The 22405-nt window shown below is 55.7% G+C and carries 18 protein-coding genes; 7 read left to right on the forward strand and 11 right to left on the reverse strand.

Annotation, left to right across the window (positions count from 1 at the left end):
• Positions 1-266 precede the first annotated feature (266 nt).
• Positions 267-1670, forward strand: a complete 1404-nt coding sequence (gene cycA, locus ACMYSO_RS16160; protein ID WP_434586644.1) for a D-serine/D-alanine/glycine transporter — start codon at positions 267-269, stop codon at positions 1668-1670.
• 113 nt (positions 1671-1783) lie between these two features.
• Here cycA and ytfE read toward each other — a convergent pair whose 3' ends face one another.
• From ytfE to ACMYSO_RS16180, 4 genes are all read right to left on the reverse strand, one after another.
• Positions 1784-2446, reverse strand: coding sequence for an iron-sulfur cluster repair protein YtfE (ytfE, locus tag ACMYSO_RS16165; RefSeq protein WP_123757864.1), 663 nt, complete (start codon positions 2444-2446; stop codon positions 1784-1786).
• A gap of 82 nt (positions 2447-2528) precedes the next feature.
• Positions 2529-3503 carry a DMT family transporter gene (locus ACMYSO_RS16170; protein WP_174509884.1) on the reverse strand — a complete coding sequence of 325 codons (975 nt, stop codon included), beginning with the start codon at positions 3501-3503 and terminating at the stop codon, positions 2529-2531.
• 76 nt (positions 3504-3579) lie between these two features.
• A complete protein-coding gene (locus ACMYSO_RS16175) occupies positions 3580-4404 on the reverse strand; it encodes an AraC family ligand binding domain-containing protein (protein ID WP_434665909.1) in 825 nt (274 codons plus the stop codon).
• Between the two features lie 80 nt (positions 4405-4484).
• On the reverse strand, positions 4485-5333 hold the full coding sequence (locus ACMYSO_RS16180; protein WP_434665911.1) for an SDR family oxidoreductase: 849 nt from the start codon (positions 5331-5333) through the stop codon (positions 4485-4487).
• Positions 5334-5417: 84 nt separating this feature from the next.
• On the opposite strand from ACMYSO_RS16180, the gene ACMYSO_RS16185 reads away from it, so the two are divergent.
• Positions 5418-5807 (forward strand): winged helix-turn-helix transcriptional regulator, encoded by a 390-nt coding sequence (locus ACMYSO_RS16185; protein ID WP_434586638.1) that lies wholly within the window; start codon positions 5418-5420, stop codon positions 5805-5807.
• Here the strand turns inward: ACMYSO_RS16185 and ACMYSO_RS16190 are convergent.
• The gene (locus ACMYSO_RS16190; RefSeq protein ID WP_434665912.1) at positions 5804-7756 is read right to left on the reverse strand and encodes a bifunctional 2',3'-cyclic-nucleotide 2'-phosphodiesterase/3'-nucleotidase; all 1953 of its coding nucleotides are present in this window, start codon (positions 7754-7756) and stop codon (positions 5804-5806) included. The genes ACMYSO_RS16185 and ACMYSO_RS16190 overlap by 4 nt on opposite strands.
• A 189-nt stretch (positions 7757-7945) precedes the next feature.
• Between ACMYSO_RS16190 and cysQ the strand changes: the two genes are divergently transcribed.
• Complete coding sequence (cysQ, locus tag ACMYSO_RS16195) at positions 7946-8689, forward strand: 3'(2'),5'-bisphosphate nucleotidase CysQ (protein ID WP_434665915.1); 744 nt, start codon at positions 7946-7948, stop codon at positions 8687-8689.
• On the opposite strand, the gene ACMYSO_RS16200 is transcribed toward cysQ, so the two are convergent.
• Positions 8679-9236, reverse strand: coding sequence for a YtfJ family protein (locus ACMYSO_RS16200; protein ID WP_123757871.1), 558 nt, complete (start codon positions 9234-9236; stop codon positions 8679-8681). The two genes, cysQ and ACMYSO_RS16200, sit on opposite strands and share 11 nt — an antisense overlap.
• Before the next feature lie 317 nt (positions 9237-9553).
• Between ACMYSO_RS16200 and ACMYSO_RS16205 the strand changes: the two genes are divergently transcribed.
• Positions 9554-9760 carry a DUF1107 domain-containing protein gene (locus tag ACMYSO_RS16205; protein WP_088883510.1) on the forward strand — a complete coding sequence of 69 codons (207 nt, stop codon included), beginning with the start codon at positions 9554-9556 and terminating at the stop codon, positions 9758-9760.
• Positions 9761-9823: 63 nt separating this feature from the next.
• Here ACMYSO_RS16205 and araC read toward each other — a convergent pair whose 3' ends face one another.
• From araC to msrA, 5 genes are all read right to left on the reverse strand, one after another.
• A complete protein-coding gene (gene araC, locus ACMYSO_RS16210; protein ID WP_434586632.1) occupies positions 9824-10696 on the reverse strand; it encodes an arabinose operon transcriptional regulator AraC in 873 nt (290 codons plus the stop codon).
• 29 nt (positions 10697-10725) lie between these two features.
• Positions 10726-12735, reverse strand: a complete 2010-nt coding sequence (locus ACMYSO_RS16215; protein ID WP_434665917.1) for a beta-galactosidase — start codon at positions 12733-12735, stop codon at positions 10726-10728.
• A gap of 18 nt (positions 12736-12753) precedes the next feature.
• On the reverse strand, positions 12754-13986 hold the full coding sequence (locus ACMYSO_RS16220) for an oligosaccharide MFS transporter (protein WP_434665920.1): 1233 nt from the start codon (positions 13984-13986) through the stop codon (positions 12754-12756).
• Positions 13987-14183: 197 nt separating this feature from the next.
• Positions 14184-15527 (reverse strand): hemolysin family protein, encoded by a 1344-nt coding sequence (locus ACMYSO_RS16225; protein ID WP_434586629.1) that lies wholly within the window; start codon positions 15525-15527, stop codon positions 14184-14186.
• A 171-nt stretch (positions 15528-15698) separates the two neighbouring features.
• Positions 15699-16337: a peptide-methionine (S)-S-oxide reductase MsrA gene (msrA, locus tag ACMYSO_RS16230; RefSeq protein ID WP_434665923.1), complete on the reverse strand. Its 639-nt coding sequence runs from the start codon at positions 16335-16337 to the stop codon at positions 15699-15701.
• Positions 16338-16547: 210 nt separating this feature from the next.
• On the opposite strand from msrA, the gene tamA reads away from it, so the two are divergent.
• From tamA to ACMYSO_RS16245, 3 genes are read left to right on the forward strand one after another with little or no spacing between them, the layout of a single operon-like run.
• On the forward strand, positions 16548-18281 hold the full coding sequence (gene tamA, locus ACMYSO_RS16235; protein WP_434586626.1) for an autotransporter assembly complex protein TamA: 1734 nt from the start codon (positions 16548-16550) through the stop codon (positions 18279-18281).
• On the forward strand, positions 18278-22054 hold the full coding sequence (tamB, locus tag ACMYSO_RS16240) for an autotransporter assembly complex protein TamB (RefSeq protein WP_434665926.1): 3777 nt from the start codon (positions 18278-18280) through the stop codon (positions 22052-22054). Before tamA ends, tamB begins: the two co-directional genes overlap by 4 nt.
• A gap of 2 nt (positions 22055-22056) precedes the next feature.
• Entirely contained in the window at positions 22057-22401 is a 345-nt protein-coding gene (locus ACMYSO_RS16245) for a gamma-glutamylcyclotransferase family protein (protein ID WP_434586624.1), read from the forward strand.
• Positions 22402-22405: the final 4 nt, after the last annotated feature.

Raw genomic sequence — 22405 nt, forward strand, 5'->3', positions numbered from 1 at the left:
TAAAAATAGCGTAAAAAACTTAAGTTGAGAGTTTGCTGGTGTTTTATATTGCGCAGTCGCGTTTTAGGTGTATTTTTGTGAGCTGTTTCGCGTGACAGGAGTGATATAACACTCACTTTAAACATATATTTAACATTATATCTAAATCATAGTATTCATCCCTCCGATTCTTACCTAATATCGATAAGCCCATTTTCAGGGTAATAACGAATGACGGGCCATCAGAGCCTGAACAACACAGACAGGTACAACAGGAAGAAAATCACATGGTAGATCAGGTTAAAGTCGCTGCCGCAGAGCAGGCTCCGACTGAACAATCGCTACGGCGAAATCTTACGAATCGACATATTCAGCTTATTGCTATCGGTGGCGCCATTGGTACCGGGCTGTTTATGGGCTCCGGCAAAACCATCAGTCTTGCCGGTCCGTCCATCATTTTTGTTTATATGATCATCGGCTTTATGCTGTTTTTCGTCATGCGCGCCATGGGCGAATTGCTGCTGTCGAACCTCGAATATAAATCGTTCAGCGATTTCGCCGCCGACCTTCTGGGGCCATGGGCAGGGTATTTTACCGGCTGGACCTATTGGTTCTGTTGGGTCGTAACCGGGATGGCCGACGTGGTGGCCATTACCGCCTACGCCCAGTTCTGGTTCCCCGGTCTGTCCGACTGGGTGGCTTCGCTGGCGGTTATCCTGCTGCTGCTGAGCCTTAACCTGGCCACCGTGAAAATGTTCGGTGAAATGGAGTTCTGGTTCGCGATGATCAAAATCGTCGCTATCGTGGGGCTGATTGTTGTCGGCCTGGTGATGGTGATGATGCATTTCAAATCGCCGACCGGTGTCGAAGCCTCGTTTGCCCATCTGTGGAATGACGGCGGCTGGTTCCCGAAAGGCCTCAGCGGGTTCTTTGCCGGCTTCCAGATCGCGGTCTTTGCGTTCGTGGGTATTGAGCTGGTGGGCACCACCGCCGCGGAAACCAAAGATCCGGAGAAATCCCTGCCGCGCGCGATTAACTCTATCCCGCTGCGTATCATTATGTTCTACGTCTTCGCGCTGATTGTGATTATGTCGGTGACGCCGTGGAGCTCCGTGGTACCGAGCAAGAGCCCGTTCGTTGAGTTGTTTGTGCTGGTGGGCCTGCCGGCTGCTGCCAGCCTGATTAACTTTGTGGTACTGACATCTGCCGCCTCTTCTGCCAACAGCGGCGTGTTCTCGACCAGCCGTATGCTGTTCGGTCTGGCGCAGGATGGTCAGGCGCCGTCGATGTTTGCCAAACTGTCGAAGCGTGCAGTACCAGCGAAAGGGTTGACCTTCTCCTGCATGTGCCTGCTGGGCGGTGTGGTGATGCTGATGGTTAATCCGAGCGTGATTGCGGCGTTCACCATGATTACTACGGTGTCGGCGATCCTGTTTATGTTTGTCTGGACCATTATCCTGTGCTCTTACCTGGTCTACCGCAAAAAGCGTCCGCAGCTGCATGAGCAGTCGAAATACAAGATGCCGCTGGGCAAACTGATGTGCTGGGTTTGTATGGCCTTCTTCGTCTTCGTTCTGGTGTTGCTGACGCTGGAAACTGACACTCGCGAAGCACTGATTGTGACGCCGCTGTGGTTCATTCTGCTGGCGGTGGGTTGGTTCTTTGCCGGTAAGAAGCGCCTGGCGAAATAAAAAATCTTCGGGAGAGATTTTTAACGTTGCTTGCAACGGTTCGTCATAAAAAAGGCCACTGCGGTGGCCAATAAGACTGACACTGTCGAGGGCGCCTGCGGGCGCCTTTTTTGTTAGTTTCCGGCAAGGGCGCGCGGGAACAACACATTGTTCTCCAGGCTGATGTGCTCCATCAGATCGTCGATCAGTTCATTGATGCCGTTGTACATCGCTTTCCAGGTAGTGCAGGCTTCCGGCGGCGGAGTCACATTGTTTGTGACGTGCTTAATCACCTCCAGCAGTTCGCCTGCCTCGTCGTGTTCGCTTTCCATGACGCTGACAGGCCCGGCGGCTTGCGTCCCCATGCCCTGTTTAATCATCGGGAACAGGATCTGTTCCTCTTTCATCATGTGGCTGGAGAGCTCCTGGTGCAGCATGGTCAGGTATTTTGTCAGGCCGACGGGCACGTTGGGTTTGTCAGCATGCACACGCTCAACTTTGGTGGCCTGCAGGATCAGCTCCGGCAGCTGCTCGCGGTGGCGGTCGTGGTAACGCACGATAATGTGGTCGATGATTTCCGCATACGGCACGACACGCCAGTCGCGTTCTACCGGTGTTTCCGCCAGTTGCGCCAGCTCGGCTTCAATCACCGCGACGTCCAGGTCTTTGCGCGTTGCCGCGCGATCCAGCGTCTGCTTGCCGCCGCAGCAGTAGTCCATGTCATATTTACGGAATAACGCGGAGGCGCGTGGGATAGTCAGCGCCAGTTCGCCTAAAGGTTGGTCACGAAAAGCCATAGCGGATACCTCGTCTTTAAAAACATAAGATGCATATTAAATGCATCTTATGGATAAAGGAATACCCCTTTGGGATACCAGACTATTTTTTATGTCCGCAGACCGGCTCCAGCACCTGCAATTTTTGTGGTCGGGAGCGCACCGCGTAGACCACGCCGATCACCAGCAGCAGAATGCCGCTCAGGGTCAGCAGCGGTGGCATGCTTTGCCGCAGCAGGAAGGTATACAGCAGGCCGGCCAGCGTTTCGAAGACGATCAGCGGCCCGAGGATCACCGTGGGGAGCTTCTGGCTGGCGATGTTCCAGCACAAGGCGCCCACCCACGAGCAGAGTACGGCAATGGCCAGCATCAGCGTTACGAAAAGCACCGGTCGCGGGCCGAAGGGCAGCGGAAAGTCAGCCTGTTGAGCCTGCAGCCAGCCACAGGCAACCAGATAGCCCGCCAGTGACACCGGTAAGGTCACCAACGCCTGCGCCGTCGCCCACATCATCGGGTGCTTGTCCGGGTTTTCCCGCAGCCAGCGGGCGTTGCGTAAGGCGTACCACGCCCAGCAGGCTACGGAGATCAACGCCAGCCCAATGCCGGAACCATAGCGCCAGACGCTGAAATTGGGCAGGCCCTGGCGAAGTTCGGCGATGTTGACGCACACCAGGCCGATGGCAATGCAGGAGAGCGCCGGGAACAGGCGTCGCCACGGCAGTTTGCCATCACGCTGGCTATAGAGCAGGTTTGCCATCACCGGCAGCACCACCGGTAGCGTGCCGATAATCATGGTCGATACCGGCGCGCCGGTGCGCTGGATGGCGCTGGCAAGGCAGACGTAATAGATAAGATTGCCCATCATGGTCAGGCCCAGCGCCGTCCACCAGTCTCGTCCTGACAGCTGACGCAGTCGCGCACGACCCAGCCAGGCCAGCGGCAGCGCAATCAGCCCCAGCGCCAGATAACGCCCCATTGATTGAAGGACTGCCGGGTATTCCGGTATTAGCACCGGGCCAACAAAGATCAGTCCCCACATCAGCCCTGCCAACAGGGCATACAACACACCGCTAATCATCACATCATCCGCACTCGTTTCAGTTGGCGTAAAGTGTAGAAGAGGGCGGGGCGGAAATATTGTATGAGGTTGCGCATTAGCGCCGGGCGACCTGCTTTTGATAGCGCACCGGAGTGATGCCATAGCGGCGGGTAAAGGCGCGGGTCAGATGCGACTGATCGGTCAGGCCAGCGGCGGCGGCTACTTCGGCGGCGGGCATACCGTGAGTGAGGAATGCTTTGGCACGCCACAGGCGAATGGCCATCAGCATCTGATGCGGTGTGACGTGGAAGTGGGCTTTAAACTGGCGCTGAAAATGATACGGGCTCAGGGCGGCAACCTGTGCCAGCTCATCCAGCGAGACGGCGTGCATGTAGTTGTCGTGCAGATAGTCGCGCACCCGCTCGAAGCGGTGAGCTGCTTCAGCCAGCACCGGCGCATGATGGGCCAGCGGGCGGAAGGTATCGATCAGGTCCAGCAACAGTCCCTGCTGGGCCAGCGGGTCATCGGTATGCCATAAGCCATAAATCAGCTGGCACAGCTGCTGCGAGCGCCGGGGATCCTGGCGTACCACCTCGCTAAACCACCAGTGGCGTACCCCGGTTATCTCCTCCAGTTTTTTAGGCTCCAGATAGACCATTCTGTAGCGCCAGCCGTCGGCGGTCGCCGCTTCACCGGTGTGCAGCTCATCGGGGTTCATGGTGACGATGGAGTTTACCGGGGCGACGTACTGGCTGCCGCGATAGCGAAAGCGCTCGGCGCCCAGCTCTATCGCGCCAATACCGAAGGCTTCATGGGTATGGGGTTCGAAGGCGTAGCGGGAAATATGGGCATGATACAGCTCAACGCCGGGCACCTGCGCCAGATGGCGAAAGCGCGCGCTGTCTCTCTCATCGTTGAACTGTTCCGGTACGCCCTGCATTGAGTCACTCCCGACGGATCTCCTGTTATTATTGGGGATGACCCGCCGGGATGCTACAAAAATTAACCTTTTTGCAACGGTTACAGAATGCCGCTGACGCTTTCTGCCAGCGATGTGGTCGGGCGGCCGATCAGCCTGCTCAGGGTACGGCTGTCGTCAAACAGGCCGCCTTTTTCGGCGCCGCTGTCTGAATCGGCGAGCATCTCCGCCAGTCCAGCCGGCAGGCCAACACCCTTAAGTGCCGCTGCAAAATCGGCCTCACTCAGGTTCTGATAGATCACGTTTTTACCGCTTTGCTTGCTCAGCTCTGCGGCCAGTTCGCTCAGGGTCCAGGCGCTATCGCCGGCCAGCTCATACACTTTCCCGGCGTGGCCCTCTTCGGCGATCACGCGCGCTGCCGCTAAGGCATAATCGGCGCGGGTTGCTGCGGCGATTTTTCCTTCACCAGCGGCACCGATAAAGACGCCGTGCTCCAGTGCCGGCGGGGCGCTGGCAAGATAGTTTTCGGTGTACCAGCCGTTGCGCAGCAGTGCGTAAGGGATGCCGGAGTCGGCGAGTAATTTCTCGGTCTCCACATGCTCTACGTGCAGGCCCAGCGGAGAGGTATCCGCGTGCAGCAGGCTGGTATAGGCGATGAATTTCACGCCGGCCGCTTTCGCGGCGTTAATGACGTTACGGTGCTGCGGCGTACGCTGGCCGATTTCATTGGAAGAGATCAGCAGCAGCTTCTCCACGCCCTGCAGGGCAGCAGTAAATGCGGCTTCGTCGGTGTAGTCGGCCTGGCGAACAACAACGCCCTGCTGGCTCAGGGAATCGGCTTTCGCCGGGTTACGCACAATGGCCACAATCTGGCTGGCTTCGGTGGTCTGTAACAGATTTTGTAGTACCAGGTGGCCTAGCTGGCCGGTAGCGCCGGTAATCGCGATCATGGGTCTTCTCCTTCGTGTTCAGTGGCAGTTGTGGTAAGCTAACACCTTGGCTAACTTTTAGTAAGTACGTACAAAAAGGTAAGTATGAAGAACGTGAATCCCACCCTGAGCGAACAGATGCGCGACGGTAACCTGTTTGCCGAGCAGTGCCCGTCACGCGACGTGCTCAAACATGTGACCAGCCGCTGGGGAGTACTCATTCTGGTGGCGTTACGCGGCGGCACCCATCGTTTCAGCGAGCTGCGTCGTAAGATGGGCGGCGTGAGTGAAAAAATGCTGGCGCAGTCGCTGCAGGCGCTGGAGCAGGATGGCTTTATCAATCGGCTCTCCAGACCGGTGGTGCCGCCACACGTCGAGTATAGCCTGACGCCGCTTGGTGAGCAGGTGAGCGAGAAAGTGGCGGCGCTGGCCGACTGGATCGAGCTGAACCTGCCCGCGGTTCTGGCGAACCACGAGCAGGTGGCTGAGGCTTAAGGTTTCGGCTGACCCAGATCCAACTGGTAAATGGCAAAGCCGATATCGTCGGTGGCAACCTGGTGCATCGGATACTGCGCCTTCTCTTTGATAAACGCCGCCGCTTTCTCACCCGGCGAGGTCTCAAAGCGAATATCCAACGGCACCGTGCCGTGAAGCGGTGCCAGGCGCCAGTTGTTATCGGCAGACGGGTGAATGGCACCGGCTTTTTTCGATTCGGCGCCGATCCAGGCCGCCAGTACCGAGCGGTTTTCGTCAGGGGACGCAAACGCAATATGGCTATCGCCGGTGCCAGCAAATTTGCCGCCGTAGGCGCGGTAGTTATTGGTAGCCACGAGGAAGGTGGCGGTCGGGTCAATCGGTTTACCGTTAAAGGTCAGATCCTTAATGCGTTCCGCCTGCGGGTTAACCATCTGGCATTCGCCGTCGTAGCGTGCCGGCTGGCTGACATCAATCTGGTAGTTCACGCCATCAATCACATCAAAATTATAGGTGCGGAAACCGTCCCAGTTGATTAATGACTGCGGTTTGCTGCTGCTCAGGTCGATGCGATTGAACTGTCCGGCAGAACATTCCAGCCACTCTTTGACCTCTTTGCCGCTGACTTTCATCACCACCAGCGTATTGGGGTAGAGGTACAGGTCGGCGGCGTTACGGAAGGTGAGTTGGCCCTTTTCGACTTCGACGAAGCTGGCCGGGTCGTTCTTACGGCCGCCGACTTTAAACGGTGCGGCGGCGGAGAGCACCGGCAGTTTCGCCAGATCCGGATCGCCCTGAATATAGTGTTCGACATAGGCTTTCTGCGCCATGTTCACCACCTGAACGGTGGGGTCGTCCTGTACCAGCGCCAGGTAGCTGTACATGTTATCTGCAGACTGGCCGATGGGTTTGCTGACGAACTCGCGGGTCGCATCGTGATCGGCTTTGAGTACCTGCACCAGCTTCGCATCTTCTGCCGCCAGCGATTTCTTCGCCACCGCGTCATAGATCGGCCGCGCTTCGGCTTTGGCCTGCGCGACCCGCCAGTGGCCGGTATCGTTGTTCAGCACCAAATCCACGATACCCAGGTGGTCGCCCCACATGCCGGGCATTACGGCGGGAATGCCGTTCAGCGTGCCTTTTTCGATATCCGCGCCCTTAATGCTGGCGAAATCTTTCCCCGGGAATACTGCATGCGCGTGGCCAAACATGATGGCATCCACGCCGGGCACCTGGCTTAAGTAGTATACCGAGTTTTCCGCCATTGCCTGGTACGGATCGGCGGAGAGCCCCGAGTGGGCAATGACCACCACCACATCGGCGCCTTTTTCACGCATTTCCGGCACATATTTCCGCGCGGTTTCGGTGATGTCGTTGACGGTGACTTTGCCGCTGAGATTGGCTTTATCCCAGGTCATAATTTGCGGCGGCACAAAACCGATATAGCCGATGCGTAGCGTCTGGGTTTTGCCGTCGCTGTCCTGAACCTGGGTCTCTTTTATCAGGTATGGCGTAAACATCGGCTGGCCGGTTTTGCTATCGATAATATTGGCGTTCACGTAGGGGAATTTCGTCCCGGCCAGCGCCTTGTGCAGGAAATCGAGGCCGTAGTTGAATTCGTGATTGCCAAGGTTGCCCACCGTGTAATCCAGGGTATTCATTGCCTTATAGACCGGGTGAACGTCGCCTTTGTTGAGTCCTTTTGCCGCCATATAGTCGCCCAGCGGGCTTCCCTGGATAACGTCGCCGTTATCAACCAGCACGCTGTTTTTCGCCTCCTGGCGGGCTTTCTCGATAAGCGTGGCGGTGCGAACCAGACCAAATTTTTCGCTGGCGGCGTCTTTGTAATAATCGAAATCCATCATATTGCTGTGCAGATCGGTGGTTTCCATGATCCGCAAATCGACGGTGGCGGCGTTCACGCTGGCCGCGACCAGCGTGGCCAGTAACGTTACGCTAAACTTCATCATCAGAGGCATCCTTTTCATGAGCAATGGCACAGTAGAAAATGTATGTACATTCTGTTGCTTACAGAAGTGTGAATCATGCCGAAAATTGAGCCATGAAACCGCCATTACTATCACAGATAGCGGAACTCGCACCGATGCGATATAACTAAAACAACGAGTTAACGCCACTGTAACCAGACGAGGTGGAGAATGTTAGAACAAGTATGTCAGCTTGCACGGCGTGCAGGTGATGCCATCATGGATGTCTATGATGGGAAGCAACCGATGGACGTAACCAGCAAGAAAGATGATTCTCCGGTTACCGCGGCGGATCTCGCGGCTCACAGCGTGATTATGAGCGGCCTGCTGGCGCTGACGCCGGACATCCCGGTGCTGTCTGAGGAAGACCCGCCCGGCTGGGATGTGCGTCAACACTGGCAGCGTTACTGGCTGGTGGATCCGCTGGATGGTACCAAAGAATTTATCAAACGTAACGGTGAGTTCACCGTCAATATCGCGTTGATTGAAAACGGCAAACCGGTGCTTGGCGTGGTCTATGCTCCGGTAATGAAGGTGCTGTACTGCGCGGAAAACGGCAAAGCCTGGAAAGATGAGTGTGGACGGCGTAAGCAAATTCAGGTGCGTGATGGCCGACCGCCGCTGGTGGTCATCAGCCGCTCCCATGGTAACGACCCTGAGCTGCAGGAGTACCTGGAGCAGCTCGGCGAACATCAAACGACTTCCATCGGCTCATCGCTGAAGTTTTGCCTGGTGGCGGAAGGTCAGGCCCAGCTTTATCCGCGCTTCGGGCCGACCAGCACCTGGGATACTGCTGCCGGCCATGCGGTTGCGGTTGCTGCCGGGGCGCACGTTCACGACTGGCAAGGGCGTACTCTGGACTACACGCCGCGTGAATCGTTCCTCAACCCCGGCTTCCGGGTCTCTATTTACTAAGCAGTTTGTGCAGCAGTGCGACCACCTGCTGCACTTCTTCCTGAGTGAGTGCACCATCTTTGGCCCACTGCACGCGGCCCTCGCTATCCAGCACCACAATGGCTGAGCTCTCTTCCTGCAGCTGCCAGGCTTTGCGGGCCAGGCCGTTGCTGTCGACAATAAACTGCGACCAGGGGTAGAGCTGTTTGTTGCTCTCAATGCTGCTGCGCACGAACATACCGGAGCCTGGGATGGCGTCATCGGTATTGACGATGGTGGTGGTCTGGTAGCGGTCGTGCGGGAATTTCGCCGCCTTTATCGCCTCGATCAATGTGGCATTTTTCTCTTTCGCCGAGGTGCGGCCGGCGATGTGTTGCACCACGCGAACTTTTCCTGCCAGCTGCGAGCTATTCCAGTTTTTGTAGCTAAACTTATCATTATCCAGCATTAATTCTCCCCGGTCGGCAATGCCAACCGGCGCGACGCGCTGGCCATCAACAAAGTTATGCGCTGATGCTATCAGCGGGAACAGGAGGCAGGAAGCCGCCAGAAATGTACGTAGGGTCATGATGGGTCCTTATTATATGCAGGTGATCCGACCACTTGGTCTGACTTAAGCATAAGTGCGATTTATCGGTGTGACACGCAATCAGAAGGCCAGTTTGCGTGTTAACGCACATATTCGAAGAAAATCGGCCACTTATACTCATTTCTACGTATGTTTGAAACGATAGTTCTTAATTATTGTCATCAAAAGGTAAATAAACTTATGCATGCTGGGTATTACAAAGGTTCTGAACTATAGTTTTAGGGCATTAAATTTGCGCTCCAGAATCGTGGGCTAAGTGTGGCACCACAAGAGCGTAACCCTGGCAGGAGACAACAATGAAAATTTTCCAACGCTACAATCCGCTGCAAGTGGCGAAGTACGTGAAGATCCTGTTCCGCGGACGGTTATACATCAAGGATGTTGGCGCTTTTGAGTTTGATAAGGGAAAAATCCTTATCCCGAAGGTCAAGGACAAGCAGCATTTGTCTGTGATGTCTGAGGTTAATCGTCAGGTTCTGCGTTTGCAAACCGAGCTGGCGTAACCTGAAAAACGATGTAGCTATGCGGTAAAAAAAGACGGCTCCCCACGGGAGCCGTTGATGTTTCTAGTCCTTCATCATTGCATAACGTTTACGGTACTCGCCCGGCGGGATGTCGTTATGTTTGCGGAAAATCCGGGTGAAATAGACCGGGTCTGCGTAACCGACCGACAGCGCAATTTTGTTCAACGGCAGTGACGTGCTCTGAATCAGCCATTTTGCCCGGTTGATGCGCTGCGCCTCGCGCCAGGCGTACACCGTCTGCCCGAGTTCATTTTTGAACAGGTGGGCCAGCCTTGACGGTGAGATGAAGACCATCGCTGCCAGAGTCTCAATTTTCACTTCCTGGGCAATGTGCTCGTTGAGATACGCACAGACGGCGTTAATCCGCGGGTCGTGAGCGTGGCGATTGCTGATGGGCTGCAGCTGAAAACAGTTGAGGATCAGGCGTTCCAGCGCATTCATGGCCAGCGCTTCCGACAGCGGGGCGCTGGCAGAATGGTGGCGAATGACCTCATAGAACAGATCGCGCAGATTTTGCTGTTGTTCGGGGTCGGTAATCGTGGTTTTGCCAATATTATGGGTCGTCTGGTCCCATTTCAGCCAGTCTATCCAGTAGGGACGAGGGATAAAGTAGATCCACAGATGGTCCCAGTGATCGCTGTGTTCATCCCGCCCGTAATGATGCGGAACGCCGGGCGGGAAGAGCAGCATATCGTTTTCGCGACACAGCAGGGAGCCGTCACCGGCTTTGGCGCGGGCCTGGCCGCGCAGGGTGAAATTAATAATGTAGCCTTTCATCCCCTGCGGGCGGTTAATGTAATAATCCAGCGTTGAACCGCGGGTGATGGGCGTAAAGCCCGCGACAACCCAGGCGTTGAAGGTAAAGGTCTTCATCAACGGCGAGAAATTCAATAGCTCATTGATATCCAGTTCCATTGTTTCCTCGTCTGAGCGCCGCGATACAGTTAACTTTCGATGATACTAAATTCCCAGGCCTTGAGACGCAACGGCTGGCCGACGTGAACGCTTTCGCCGCTCAGTAAATTTTCTCCGGCGGTCTCGCTGATGATATCCAGCGGGTCAGCGGAGTAGTTGAACAGAAAATTCACCAGGTTGCCGTCGCGATTGCGCATCTTTTTGACCACCAACGGATAGCGGTATGCCGACGTGCGCGAACGCAGCGTCTGGTCGGTGGTGAGCAAATCAAACAGCTGGCTGATGAGCCTCTTGTGCGGCAGGAAGCCCACATAGATGGCGCGGCCCTGGCCATAGTCTGCATCAGTGGCGGCGGCATATTCGCCCCAGGCGGGGTGCTGATAGCGCAGCAGCGTGCGGGTGTTGGCCTCTGGGGTCAGCAGCTCCATCCACAGTTCGGCCTGGTTGTGCTCGCTACAATCAAGATGCGGGCAGCACGATGCCACGGTGGTCTCTTCCGGGAGGGTGAACTGGCTGTAGCTGACGCCGCAGGCCTGATGCAAAATCCCCGGCTGCGTGCTGTGACGCACCTTGACGTTTTCATCGCTAAAGCCTGATTTAAAGCCAATCAACGCTCTGCCGCCCTGGGCGATATAGCGATTGATACGGGTTAACAGGCCATCATCAGCAGCGTAAAGACCCGGCACAATCAACGTGCGATAGCGCGAGGTTTCCTCGTTGACATCGTGGATGATGTCGAGGCTGATGTTGTGGTCGTACAGCGCATCATGGAAGCGGCGGAAAATATCGTTATAGACATTGCCTTGGGCATCACCGGGACGGAACTGATTCAGGGCGTCCATCGCGTTGTTGCTGACAAGCAGGGCGACGTCGTTTTCCGCCCGCAGCTCGGCCAGTTGCGGGGCCAGCCGGGCAAAGTCGGCGCCGATGGTGGTGGCCTCTTGCCAGGTGGGATTACGTGAAAAATCGTGGCTTAACAGCCCCTTCCAGTAGGTCTCAAACGAATTGTGGATCGAATGCCAGTGCCAGTAGGAGACCATCGTCGCGCCGGAGGCAATATGGCTGAAGGCCTGTAGCCGGAGCTGGCCCGGGAACGGCGTCCACTGGGCAAACCCTTGAGCCTGCGTTTCCAGCACGAAGTAGTTCTGCCCTTGCTTCAGCGAACGGGTGATGGCGCCGCCAAAGGCGATTTCCCTCCCGGTGAGGTGTTGCTGGCTGGGGTGATAGATATCGACCCCGGCAATATCCAGCGCCTGCGCGGCGGCAAAGTGATCGACCCGCGGCTGAACGCCATAAGAGTAGCCCCGCCATTCAAAATCGAAGTTATGGGTGACAAACTGCTGCGGCTGCGCATACTCGCGCACGATCTCCGCCTGCCAGGCCAGATACTCCGTCACCTGTTGACGTTGATAACGCGAGAACGCGCAGGCGAGGCTTGCGTTGATGGTGTTTTCAACCGGCGGGAAATCCTGCCAGTTGTCGATGCGGTTGCTCCAGTAGTTCAGACCAAAATCGTGATTAAGCTGGTCGAGGTCCGGATACTGTTCCCGCAGGCTACGCACGAACCCTTCCTGCATATAGCGGCCAATATTATCGTAGTGCTTGGTTTCGTTATCCAGCTGCCAGCCGATTATCGCCGGGTGATGCTGAACATGCGCCATCAGGGTACGGATAATGTTCTCGGCATAGCGCCGAAAGGTCGGGTTGACGATATCCATAATTTGCCGCGGGCCATATTTCTGCTGCCCCTCGACGGTGGTGACCATAATGTCCGGGTGTTTCGCCGCCAGCCAGGCCGGGACGGCATAGGTGGGCGTGCCGATAATCACCGCAATGCCGGCTTCGTGCATTGCGTCCAGCACCCGGTCAATATGGTAGAAGTTGTAGACGCCCTCCTGAGGCTCCAGGGTACTCCAGGTGGACTCGGCAATGCGCACGACGTTAATCCCCGTTTCACGCATTAAGGCGATATCTTTCGCCAGACGATCCTCCGGCATATATTCGTCGTAATAAGCCACGCCATAAAATAATGTCGACATGCAGGTTACCTCCTTGAATTAATGAGCGGGCGCCGGTTGCGGAGCAAAAATGCGCGCGTTGTTCAGCGTAATGGCCGAGATCAGGGTGAAGCACAAGGCGATACTGCCCAGCACGATATAACTGCTGGTAAACCCCATGCTCTGGTACATATGGCCGATACCGGTGGAAAGGAAAATAGAGCTAAAGCTTTTCGAAAACTGGAAGCCGATTAAATAAACGGTGGCGGAAAGCAGTGGATTGAAGTTGGCGGTGATATATTTCAATGCAGCAACCAGTAATACCGAACTTTCAAAGCCGTGAAGCAGTTTAATCAGGCTGATAGAGACCGGGCCAACGGCCCAGGCCGAACCAATGATGCGCAGGCTCATGATCATCCCGCAGTACAGCAGGGCGTTTTTCGGGCCGATTTTATTCACAAACCACGGTGCAAAAAACATCACCACGGCATCGAGGAAAATCTGCCCGGTGGTTAAATAGCCAAAGACTTCCGCGCCGCGCGCTTTACTTTCAAAGAAGTGGCTGTAGTAGATGGCGAACTGCTGGTCGTAGGTTTCATACACTGCACCCACCCCGATCATGTAGATGGCGAAGAACCAGAATTTCTTCATCTTCAGCAACGATGTCGCGTCCTGCAGGGTCACCGGCGTGACTTTTCCTGATGACATTGCCCCTTGCGCGCGAGGGCTAATCTGCATTTTCCAGACAATCACCAGCAGGCACACCCCGGCGCAGCTCGCCAGCCAGAAGATCATGTTCTGATCGATACCGTAGAGCTTGCCGGCGGCAAAGGTGCCGATCGCGGCGCCAATGCCGCCAAACATTCTGGCACGACCAAATTCAAACCCGGAGGCGCGACTGACTTTATCAATATAGGCTTCGCAAATGCCGCAACCGGCACCATAGGCCATGCCAATATAGATGCCGCCGGCCAACGCCCCGAGAAAGACGTTAATTTTTAATAATGGCGCGAAGACGTAAATCCAGTAGGGGGCGAATAAGGTAATAATAATGGCCAGCATCCACATCAGGTTTTTACGATAAACTAATTTATCGGAGACAAACCCAAATAACGGTTGGACGCAGACGGCAATAATCGCGGTAAAGGAATATACCAGACCGACGTCGGTGTAATTGATACCGATGGTTTCGGTCAGCCATAATGATAAATAGGGGTAGCAGCACCCCCAGCCTATAAAGAAAAAGAGAAAGAACAGACAGCTGATATAGTAATTTTTATTTGCTTCTATCATGGTAACCCTCGTTTCCTGAAAATCGGAATATGATTGTAGAGACGCGAGCAAAGTTACCCCTTTGCGCAAAAGGGAGTCATGAACGTTTCGCTATGGAGCAGTAAAAATCTGCTATCGGCTGAGTGGCGTGAGCAGCTTCACATTCGGCAAATAAAAAAGGCAGAGAGAATCTCTGCCTTTCGTTTCAGGGAAGGGGGTTATGCGGGTTCTTTTTCGCTATCCGTGGATTCGGCCTGCTTTGGGACCAGCACCGTCGGTTTGTTGTCGATCCGCGTCACCAGTAGCTGGTCGATGCGGTAGTTGTCGATATCCACCACCTCGAACTTATAGCCGGAGAACTTCACCGCATCGGTGCGTTTTGGGATCTTACGCAGCATAAACATCATAAAGCCGCCGATGGTTTCATAATTACCGGACTGCGGGAACTCGTCGATATCCAGCACGCGCATCACGTCGTCGATTGGTGTACCGCCGTCAATCAGCCATGAGTTCTCATCGCGCGCCACGATCTGCTCTTCCAGCCCCTGGCCGACCAGATCGCCCATCAGGGTAGTCATGACGTCATTAAGGGTGATAATTCCCACCACCAACGCGTATTCGTTCATGATCACCGCGAAGTCTTCACCCGCCGTTTTAAAGCTTTCCAGCGCCTCTGACAGCGTCAGGGTATCCGGAACAATCAGCGTATTACGGATCTGTACGCCACCGGTCAGCACCAGGCTCTGGTTTGCCAGCACGCGGTTGAGCAGGTCTTTTGAGTCAACGTAGCCGATGATATGGTCGATATCTTCATTACAGACCAGAAACTTGGAGTGCGGATGTTCCGCCACCTTGCTCTTCAGGCTCTGCTCATCTTCGTGCAGATCGAACCAGATAATATTTTCACGCGAGGTCATGGAGGACGGAACGGTACGGGATTCCAGCTCAAACACGTTCTCAATCAGCTCATGCTCCTGCTTACGCAGCACCCCCGCCAGCGCGCCGGCCTCGACCACCGCGTAAATATCATCGGAAGTAATATCGTCTTTGCGCACCATCGGTATTTTAAACAGGCGGAAGATATTGTTGGCCATGCCGTTGAACATCCACACCAGCGGGCGGAACACCATCAGGCAGAAGCGCATCGGGTTGATGATGCGCAAAGCTACCGCTTCTGGCGCAATCATACCGATGCGTTTCGGAGTCAGGTCAGCAAACAGGATGAACAGGCTGGTGACCAGGGTAAAGGAGATAATAAAGCTGAGCTGATCGGACAGTTCCGCTGACATATAGCGGCTTAACAGGCTGTTGAACGCCGGTGAAAATGCTGCATCGCCGACGATACCGCCGAGAATGGCCACCGCGTTCAGGCCGATTTGCACGACGGTGAAAAACATCCCAGGGTTTTCCTGCATTTTGAGAACGCGCTGCGCGTTCACATTGCCATCATCGGCCAGCAGTTTGAGTTTGATTTTACGTGAGGCGGCCAGTGAGATTTCCGATATCGAAAAAAATGCACTGACGGCAATCAGACAAAGTATTACTAAAATACTGTTTAACATAGTTTATCTAGCCGTGTGGCCAGATCCTCGGAAGGGAAGTTGATAACTCTAATGTGGCATACATAAAAAACCGGTCCGAAGGCACTGGACCGGCTATAACACAGGGTAGTATAGCGTAAGCTACTGTAAAGCCGCCAGAGCGTTAATTACTCACTTCAGCGATTCACCATTTCAGGCCTGCGGAGGCAGACAGACGCCAATCCCGCCAAGGCCGCAGTAGCCGTGCGGATTTTTGTGCAGATACTGCTGATGATCGTCCTCGGCATAGTAAAACGGTTTCGCCGGGGCAATTTCCGTGGTGATGACGCGGGTATCGTTGGCGTCACGCATCGCCGCCTGGAAGCTGGCCAGGCTAGCCTTCGCCGCCTGATCCTGTTCCGGAGTCAGCGTATAGATCGCCGAGCGGTACTGGGTGCCATGGTCGTTACCCTGCTGCATCCCCTGCGCTGGGTCGTGATTTTCCCAGAACACCTGCAACAGTTGCGCGTAGCTGATGACCTGCGGATCGTAAACGATACGTACCGCTTCGGCATGACCGGTTTCACCCGAACAGACTTCACGATAGGTTGGGTTCGGCGTGTAGCCGCCGGTATAGCCTGCAGCGGTGCTATAAACGCCAGGCTGCTGCCAGAACAAGCGTTCGACGCCCCAGAAACAGCCCATCGCGAACAGCGCAACGTCCATGCCGTCAGGGACATTGGTCATCGAGTGGCCATTGACTGCGTGAAGTGTTGCCACCGGCATGGGCGTGTTGCGTCCTGGTAGCGCATCCGCCTGGGCGACAAGATGCGTTTTATCAAATAGACTCACGGTTGGCCTCTCAAAAACATAAGTTGTGGTTAAGGTTGTAACGAAGCGTGTCTTTTTACACAATAAACGCGCTCGATACGTCTAGATTTATATATAAGAATTATTTGGGTTCGCGTCACTTTTTCAACCCTACGTTGTTGGGGTTTTGTTAAGCCGTGGAACGGCGCTTTCGTTTCCTGCGGGGGGAAACAAGGATATTCAGGAGAAAATGTGCTACAAATCCGCCAGTTATGTGTCACCAGCCTTTTGCTGGTCAGCGGGGTCGCTAGCGCCGCAAACGTGCGTTTGCAGGTTGAGGGGTTGTCCGGAGAGCTGGAAAAAAACGTCCGGGCTCAACTTTCTACGATCCAGAGCGATGAAGTTACGCCGGATCGTCGATTTCGTGCGCGTGTGGATGATGCCATTCGCGTAGGGTTGAAAGCCCTGGGCTACTACGAGCCGACGATCGACTTCGATCTCCGTCCGCCACCGAAAAAAGGCCGACAGGTGCTGATTGCGAAGGTCACGCCCGGTGAACCCGTGCGCATTGGCGGCACGGAGGTGATTCTGCGCGGTGGGGCACGGACTGACCGTGACTATCTGGATTTACTCAAAAAACGCCCGGCCATCGGCACCGTGCTTAATCAAGGCGATTATGACGGTTTCAAAAGTTCCCTGACCCATGTTGCGCTGCGCAAAGGTTACTTCGACGGCGAATTCAATAAAAGCCAGCTTGGCATCGCGCTTGGTCGTCACCAGGCGTTCTGGGATATCGACTACAACAGCGGTGAGCGCTATCGTTTTGGTGACGTAACGTTCAGCGGGTCGCAAATTCGCGACGAATATCTGCAAAACCTGGTGCCCTTTAAACAAGGGGATTACTACACCTCTGAGGATCTGGCAGAGCTTAACCGCCGTCTGGCGGCCACCGGCTGGTTTAGCTCGGTGGTGGTGGCGCCGGAGTTTGATAAATCACGTAAGACCAAAGTGCTGCCGTTGCACGGCGTGGTCTCGCCTCGCAAAGAGAACACCGTTGAAACCGGGGTTGGTTATTCGACGGACGTCGGTCCGCGGGTCAAAGCAACCTGGAAAAAGCCATGGATGAACTCCTATGGCCATAGCCTGACCTCCAGCCTCAGCCTCTCCGCACCGGAACAGCAGCTCGATTTTAGCTACAAAGTCCCACTGTTAAAAAACCCGCTTGAACAGTATTACCTGATGCAGGGGGGCTTTAAGCGCACGGACCTCAACGACACCAAAGCTGACTCCTCAACGCTGGCGGTATCGCGTTACTGGGAGCTCTCCAGCGGCTGGCAGCGCGCCATCAACCTGCGCTGGAGTCTCGACCACTTTACCCAGGCCAACGTGACCAACACCACGATGCTGATCTATCCTGGCGTGTCGGTTAACCGTACCCGCTCGCGCGGCGGTCTGATGCCGACCTGGGGCGACTCTCAGCGCTATTCGGTGGACTACTCCAACACCATGTGGGGCTCGGATATTAACTTCATTGTCGCGCAGGCGCAGGATGTGTGGATCCGTACGCTCTACGACCGCCACCGTTTTGTGGTGCGTGGCAATCTCGGCTGGATTGAAGCCGATGACTTCAACAAAGTTCCGCCGGACCTGCGCTTCTTCGCCGGGGGCGATCGCAGCATCCGCGGCTATAAATACAAATCGATCTCGCCAAAAGATGACGATGGCAAGTTAATCGGTGCCTCCAAGCTGGCCACCGGCTCGCTGGAGTATCAGTACAACGTCAGCGGAAAATGGTGGGGTGCCGTGTTCGTCGACAGCGGCGAAGCGGTGAGCGATATCCGTAAGAGCGATTTTAAAACCGGTGCCGGGGTCGGCGTGCGCTGGCAGTCGCCGGTTGGCCCAATCAAGCTGGATATTGCCGCGCCGGTCGGCGACAAAGACGAGCATGGTTTACAGTTTTACATCGGTCTGGGGCCTGAATTATGAGTTTATGGAAGAAGATAAGCCTCGGAGTACTGATCTTTGTGGTCCTGCTGCTGGGGACCGTGGCGTTCCTGGTCGGTACGACCAGCGGTTTGCATCTGGTGCTGAAGGCGGCGGACCGCTGGGTTCCCGGCCTGGAGATCGGCAAGGTCACCGGCGGCTGGCGTGATTTGACGCTGCAAAACGTGCGCTTTGAACAACCGGGCGTGGCGGTCACTGCCGGGCAGTTCCACCTGGCGGTCAAAGTCCGGTGCCTGTGGGATAGCAGCCTGTGTGTGAATGACCTGTCGCTGCGCGATATCTATGTGGCGATTGATACCAGCAAAATGCCGCCTTCTGCGCCGGTGGAAGAAGAAGACACGGGACCGCTGAATCTCTCGACGCCGTATCCCATCACCCTGAGCCGTATTGCGCTGCAAAACGTGAACGTCAAGATTGATAACACCGCCGTGTCGGTGCGGGACTTCTCGACCGGCCTGAACTGGCAGGAGAAGAATCTGACCCTGACGCCGACCTCGTTGCAGGGGCTGCTGATTGCGCTGCCGAAGGTGGCGAAAGTGGCGCAGGAGCAGGTGGTTGAGCCGAAGATTGACAACCCGCAGCCGCAAGAAAAACCGCTCGGCGAGACGATGAAAGATCTCTTCTCGAAGCCGGTGCTGCCGGAAATGGCCGACGTGCATCTGCCGCTGAATCTGAATATTCAGGAGTTCCGTGGCGAGCAACTACGGGTCACCGGCGATACCGACATGACCGTCTACAGCCTGCTGTTGAAAGTCAGCAGCATCGACGGACATATGAAGCTGGACGCGCTGGATGTCGATTCCGATCAGGGCAAAGTCAACGCCTCGGGTAGCGCGCAGCTGCAGGATAACTGGCCGGTCGATATCACCCTCAACAGCACGCTGAACATCGATCCGCTGAAAGGCGAGAAGGTGATGCTGAAAGTCGGCGGCGAGGTGCGTAAAAAGCTGGACGTTGCCGTAGATTTAGCCGGCTCCGTCGCCATGACATTGCGTGCCGACGCACAGCTGGCGGAAGCCGGGCTGCCGTTGAATATGGAGCTGAAGAGCAAGCAGCTGTACTGGCCATTTAGCGGCGAAAAACAGTTCCAGGCCGACGATGTACTGCTGAAATTTAACGGCAAGATGACCGACTACACCATGGCGTTCAGTACCGCGGTGAAGGGGCAGTCGCTGCCGCCGGCGAAGATCACCCTCAATGCTAAAGGGAACGAACAGCAGCTAAACCTCGATAAGCTGACGGTGGCGGCGCTGGAAGGGAAAACCGAGCTGAAAGCGCTGCTGGACTGGCAGCAGGCGATCAGCTGGCGCGGTGAGCTGACGCTCGACGGCATTAATACGGCCAAAGAGGTGCCGGACTGGCCGTCAAAACTGAACGGGCTGATCAAAACCCAGGGTAGCCTGTACGGTGGGAGCTGGCAGATGTCGGTTCCGGAGCTGAAAATCACCGGTAACGTGAAACAGAATAAGGTCGACGTCAGCGGCTCCTTGCAGGGCAACAGCTACATGCAGTGGAAAATCCCCGGCCTGCATTTGGCACTTGGTAAGAACAGCGCCGACGTGAAAGGCGAGCTGGGGGTCAAAGATCTGAACCTCGACGCCACCATTGATGCACCGAATCTGGATAATGCGCTGCCGGGCCTTGGCGGCACGGCGAAAGGGCTGTTGAAAGTCCGCGGTACCGTCGACGCGCCGCAGCTGCTGGCTGATATCACCGCCCGTGCGCTACGCTGGCAGGAACTGACGGTAGCGCAGGTCAATGTGAAGGGTGATGTGAAGTCCAGCGACCAGATTGGTGGCAATCTGGATGTGCGAGTAGACCGTATCAGCCAGCCAGGGGTCAATATCAGCCTGGTGCAGCTGAACGCCAAAGGTAACGAGAAGCAACATGACCTGCAGCTGAAAGTCCAGGGCGAACCGGTTTCCGGGCAGCTGTCGCTGGCGGGAAGCTTTGACCGTAAAGAGGAGCGCTGGAAGGGGACGCTGAGTAATACCCGCTTCCAGACCCCGGTCGGGCCGGTCTCCCTGACGCGCAACATCGCGCTGGATTATCGCAACCTTGAGCAAAAAATCAGTATCGGGCCGCACTGCTGGAGCAACCCGAATGCGGAGCTGTGCGTACCGCAAACTATTGATGCGGGAGCAAGCGGGCGGGCGGTTGTGAATCTGAACCGCTTTGACCTGGCGATGCTGAAGCCGTTTATGCCGGAGGCGACTCAGGCCAGCGGCGTGTTTAGCGGCAATGCCGATGTCAGCTGGGACACCACCAAAGAGGGGCTGCCGCAAGGTAAGGTGACGCTCAACGGACGCAATGTGAAAGTGACGCAGGTGGTCAACGACGCGCCGCTGCCGGTGGCTTTTGATACGCTGAATCTTACCGCCGACCTGCATAACAACCGCGCGGAGCTCGGCTGGCTGATTCGCCTGACCAACAACGGTCAACTGGATGGCCAGGTCCAGATCAGCGATCCGCAGGGGCGTCGTAACCTCGGCGGGAATGTGAATATCAACAACTTCTCGTTGGCGATGATTAACCCTATCTTCTCGCGGGGAGAAAAGGCGGATGGGAAGCTTAACGCGCACCTGCGCCTTGGTGGCAATCTGCAAAGCCCGCAGCTGTTCGGTCAGATGCAACTGGGCGGTATCGATATTGACGGTAACTTTATGCCGTTTGATATGCAGCCGAGCCAGCTGGCGATGAACTTCAACGGCACACGTTCCACGCTGCAGGGCACGGTAAATACCAAACAGGGCCAGATTAGCCTGAGCGGTAATGCCGACTGGACCCAGATTGACAACTGGCGGGCGCAGATTGCGGCGAAGGGCAGTCGGGTTCGTATTACCGTGCCGCCGATGGTGCGCCTCGACGTATCGCCTGACGTGGTCTTTACCGCCACGCCAAGCTTGTTTAGTCTGGATGGCAGCGTGGATGTACCGTGGGCGCGTATCGTCGTCAATGAGGTGCCGGAAAGCGCTGTTGGGGTCTCTTCGGACGAGGTCATGCTGAATAACGATCTGCAGCCGGTCAAGCCGCAGAGCGCCGGGATCCCGATCAACAGCAATCTGACCATTCATGTTGGCAACAACGTGCGCCTGGATGCCTTTGGTCTGAAGGCCCGTCTGACCGGCGATCTGAAAGTGGCCCAGGATAAACAAGGTCTGGGTCTGAACGGGCAGATCAATATTCCGGAAGGTCGTTTCCACGCTTACGGCCAGGATCTGATCGTGCGTAAAGGGGAGCTGTTGTTCTCCGGGCCACCGGATCAGCCGCTGCTGAACATCGAAGCGATTCGTAACCCGGATGCAACAGAAGATGACGTTGTGGCCGGGGTGCGGGTAACCGGCCTGGCCGATCAGCCGAAGGCAGAAATCTTCTCTGACCCGGCGATGTCGCAACAGGAAGCACTTTCTTACCTGCTGCGTGGCCAGGGATTGAGTAGCGAACAGGGTGATGGAGCAGCGATGACATCAATGCTTGTTGGCCTGGGGGTTGCACAAAGTGGTCAGGTTGTGGGTAAAATCGGCGAGACGTTTGGCGTAAGCAATTTGGCGTTGGATACCCAGGGGGTAGGTGACTCCTCCCAGGTCGTAGTCAGCGGCTATGTACTGCCAGGTCTGCAGGTAAAATATGGGGTCGGTATCTTTGACTCCCTGGCGACGTTGACTCTACGTTATCGTCTGATGCCTAAGCTATATATGGAAGCGGTGTCTGGCGTAGACCAGGCTCTCGATTTGCTCTATCAGTTTGAGTTTTAGCAATGCGAATATTTGTTTACGGCAGTTTACGACGCAAACAAGGCAACAGCCACTGGATGACTAACGCTCAGTGGCTGGGCGATCATAGTGTCAACGATTATCAGCTGTACAGTCTGGGCCACTATCCAGGCGCGGTGCCGGGCAATGGCACAGTACATGGTGAAGTGTATCGTATTGACGCATCAACGCTGGCCGAACTGGATGCGCTGCGCACCAAAGGCGGTGAATACGCACGTCACTTGATCCAGACGCCTTATGGCAGTGCGTGGATGTATGTCTATCAGCGGCCCGTAGAGGGCTTTACGTTGATAGAGAGCGGTAACTGGTTAGACAGAGACCAGTATTAATAAC

The organism is Klebsiella sp. B345 (assembly GCF_051131735.1).
Classification (GTDB): Bacteria; Pseudomonadota; Gammaproteobacteria; order Enterobacterales; family Enterobacteriaceae; genus Klebsiella.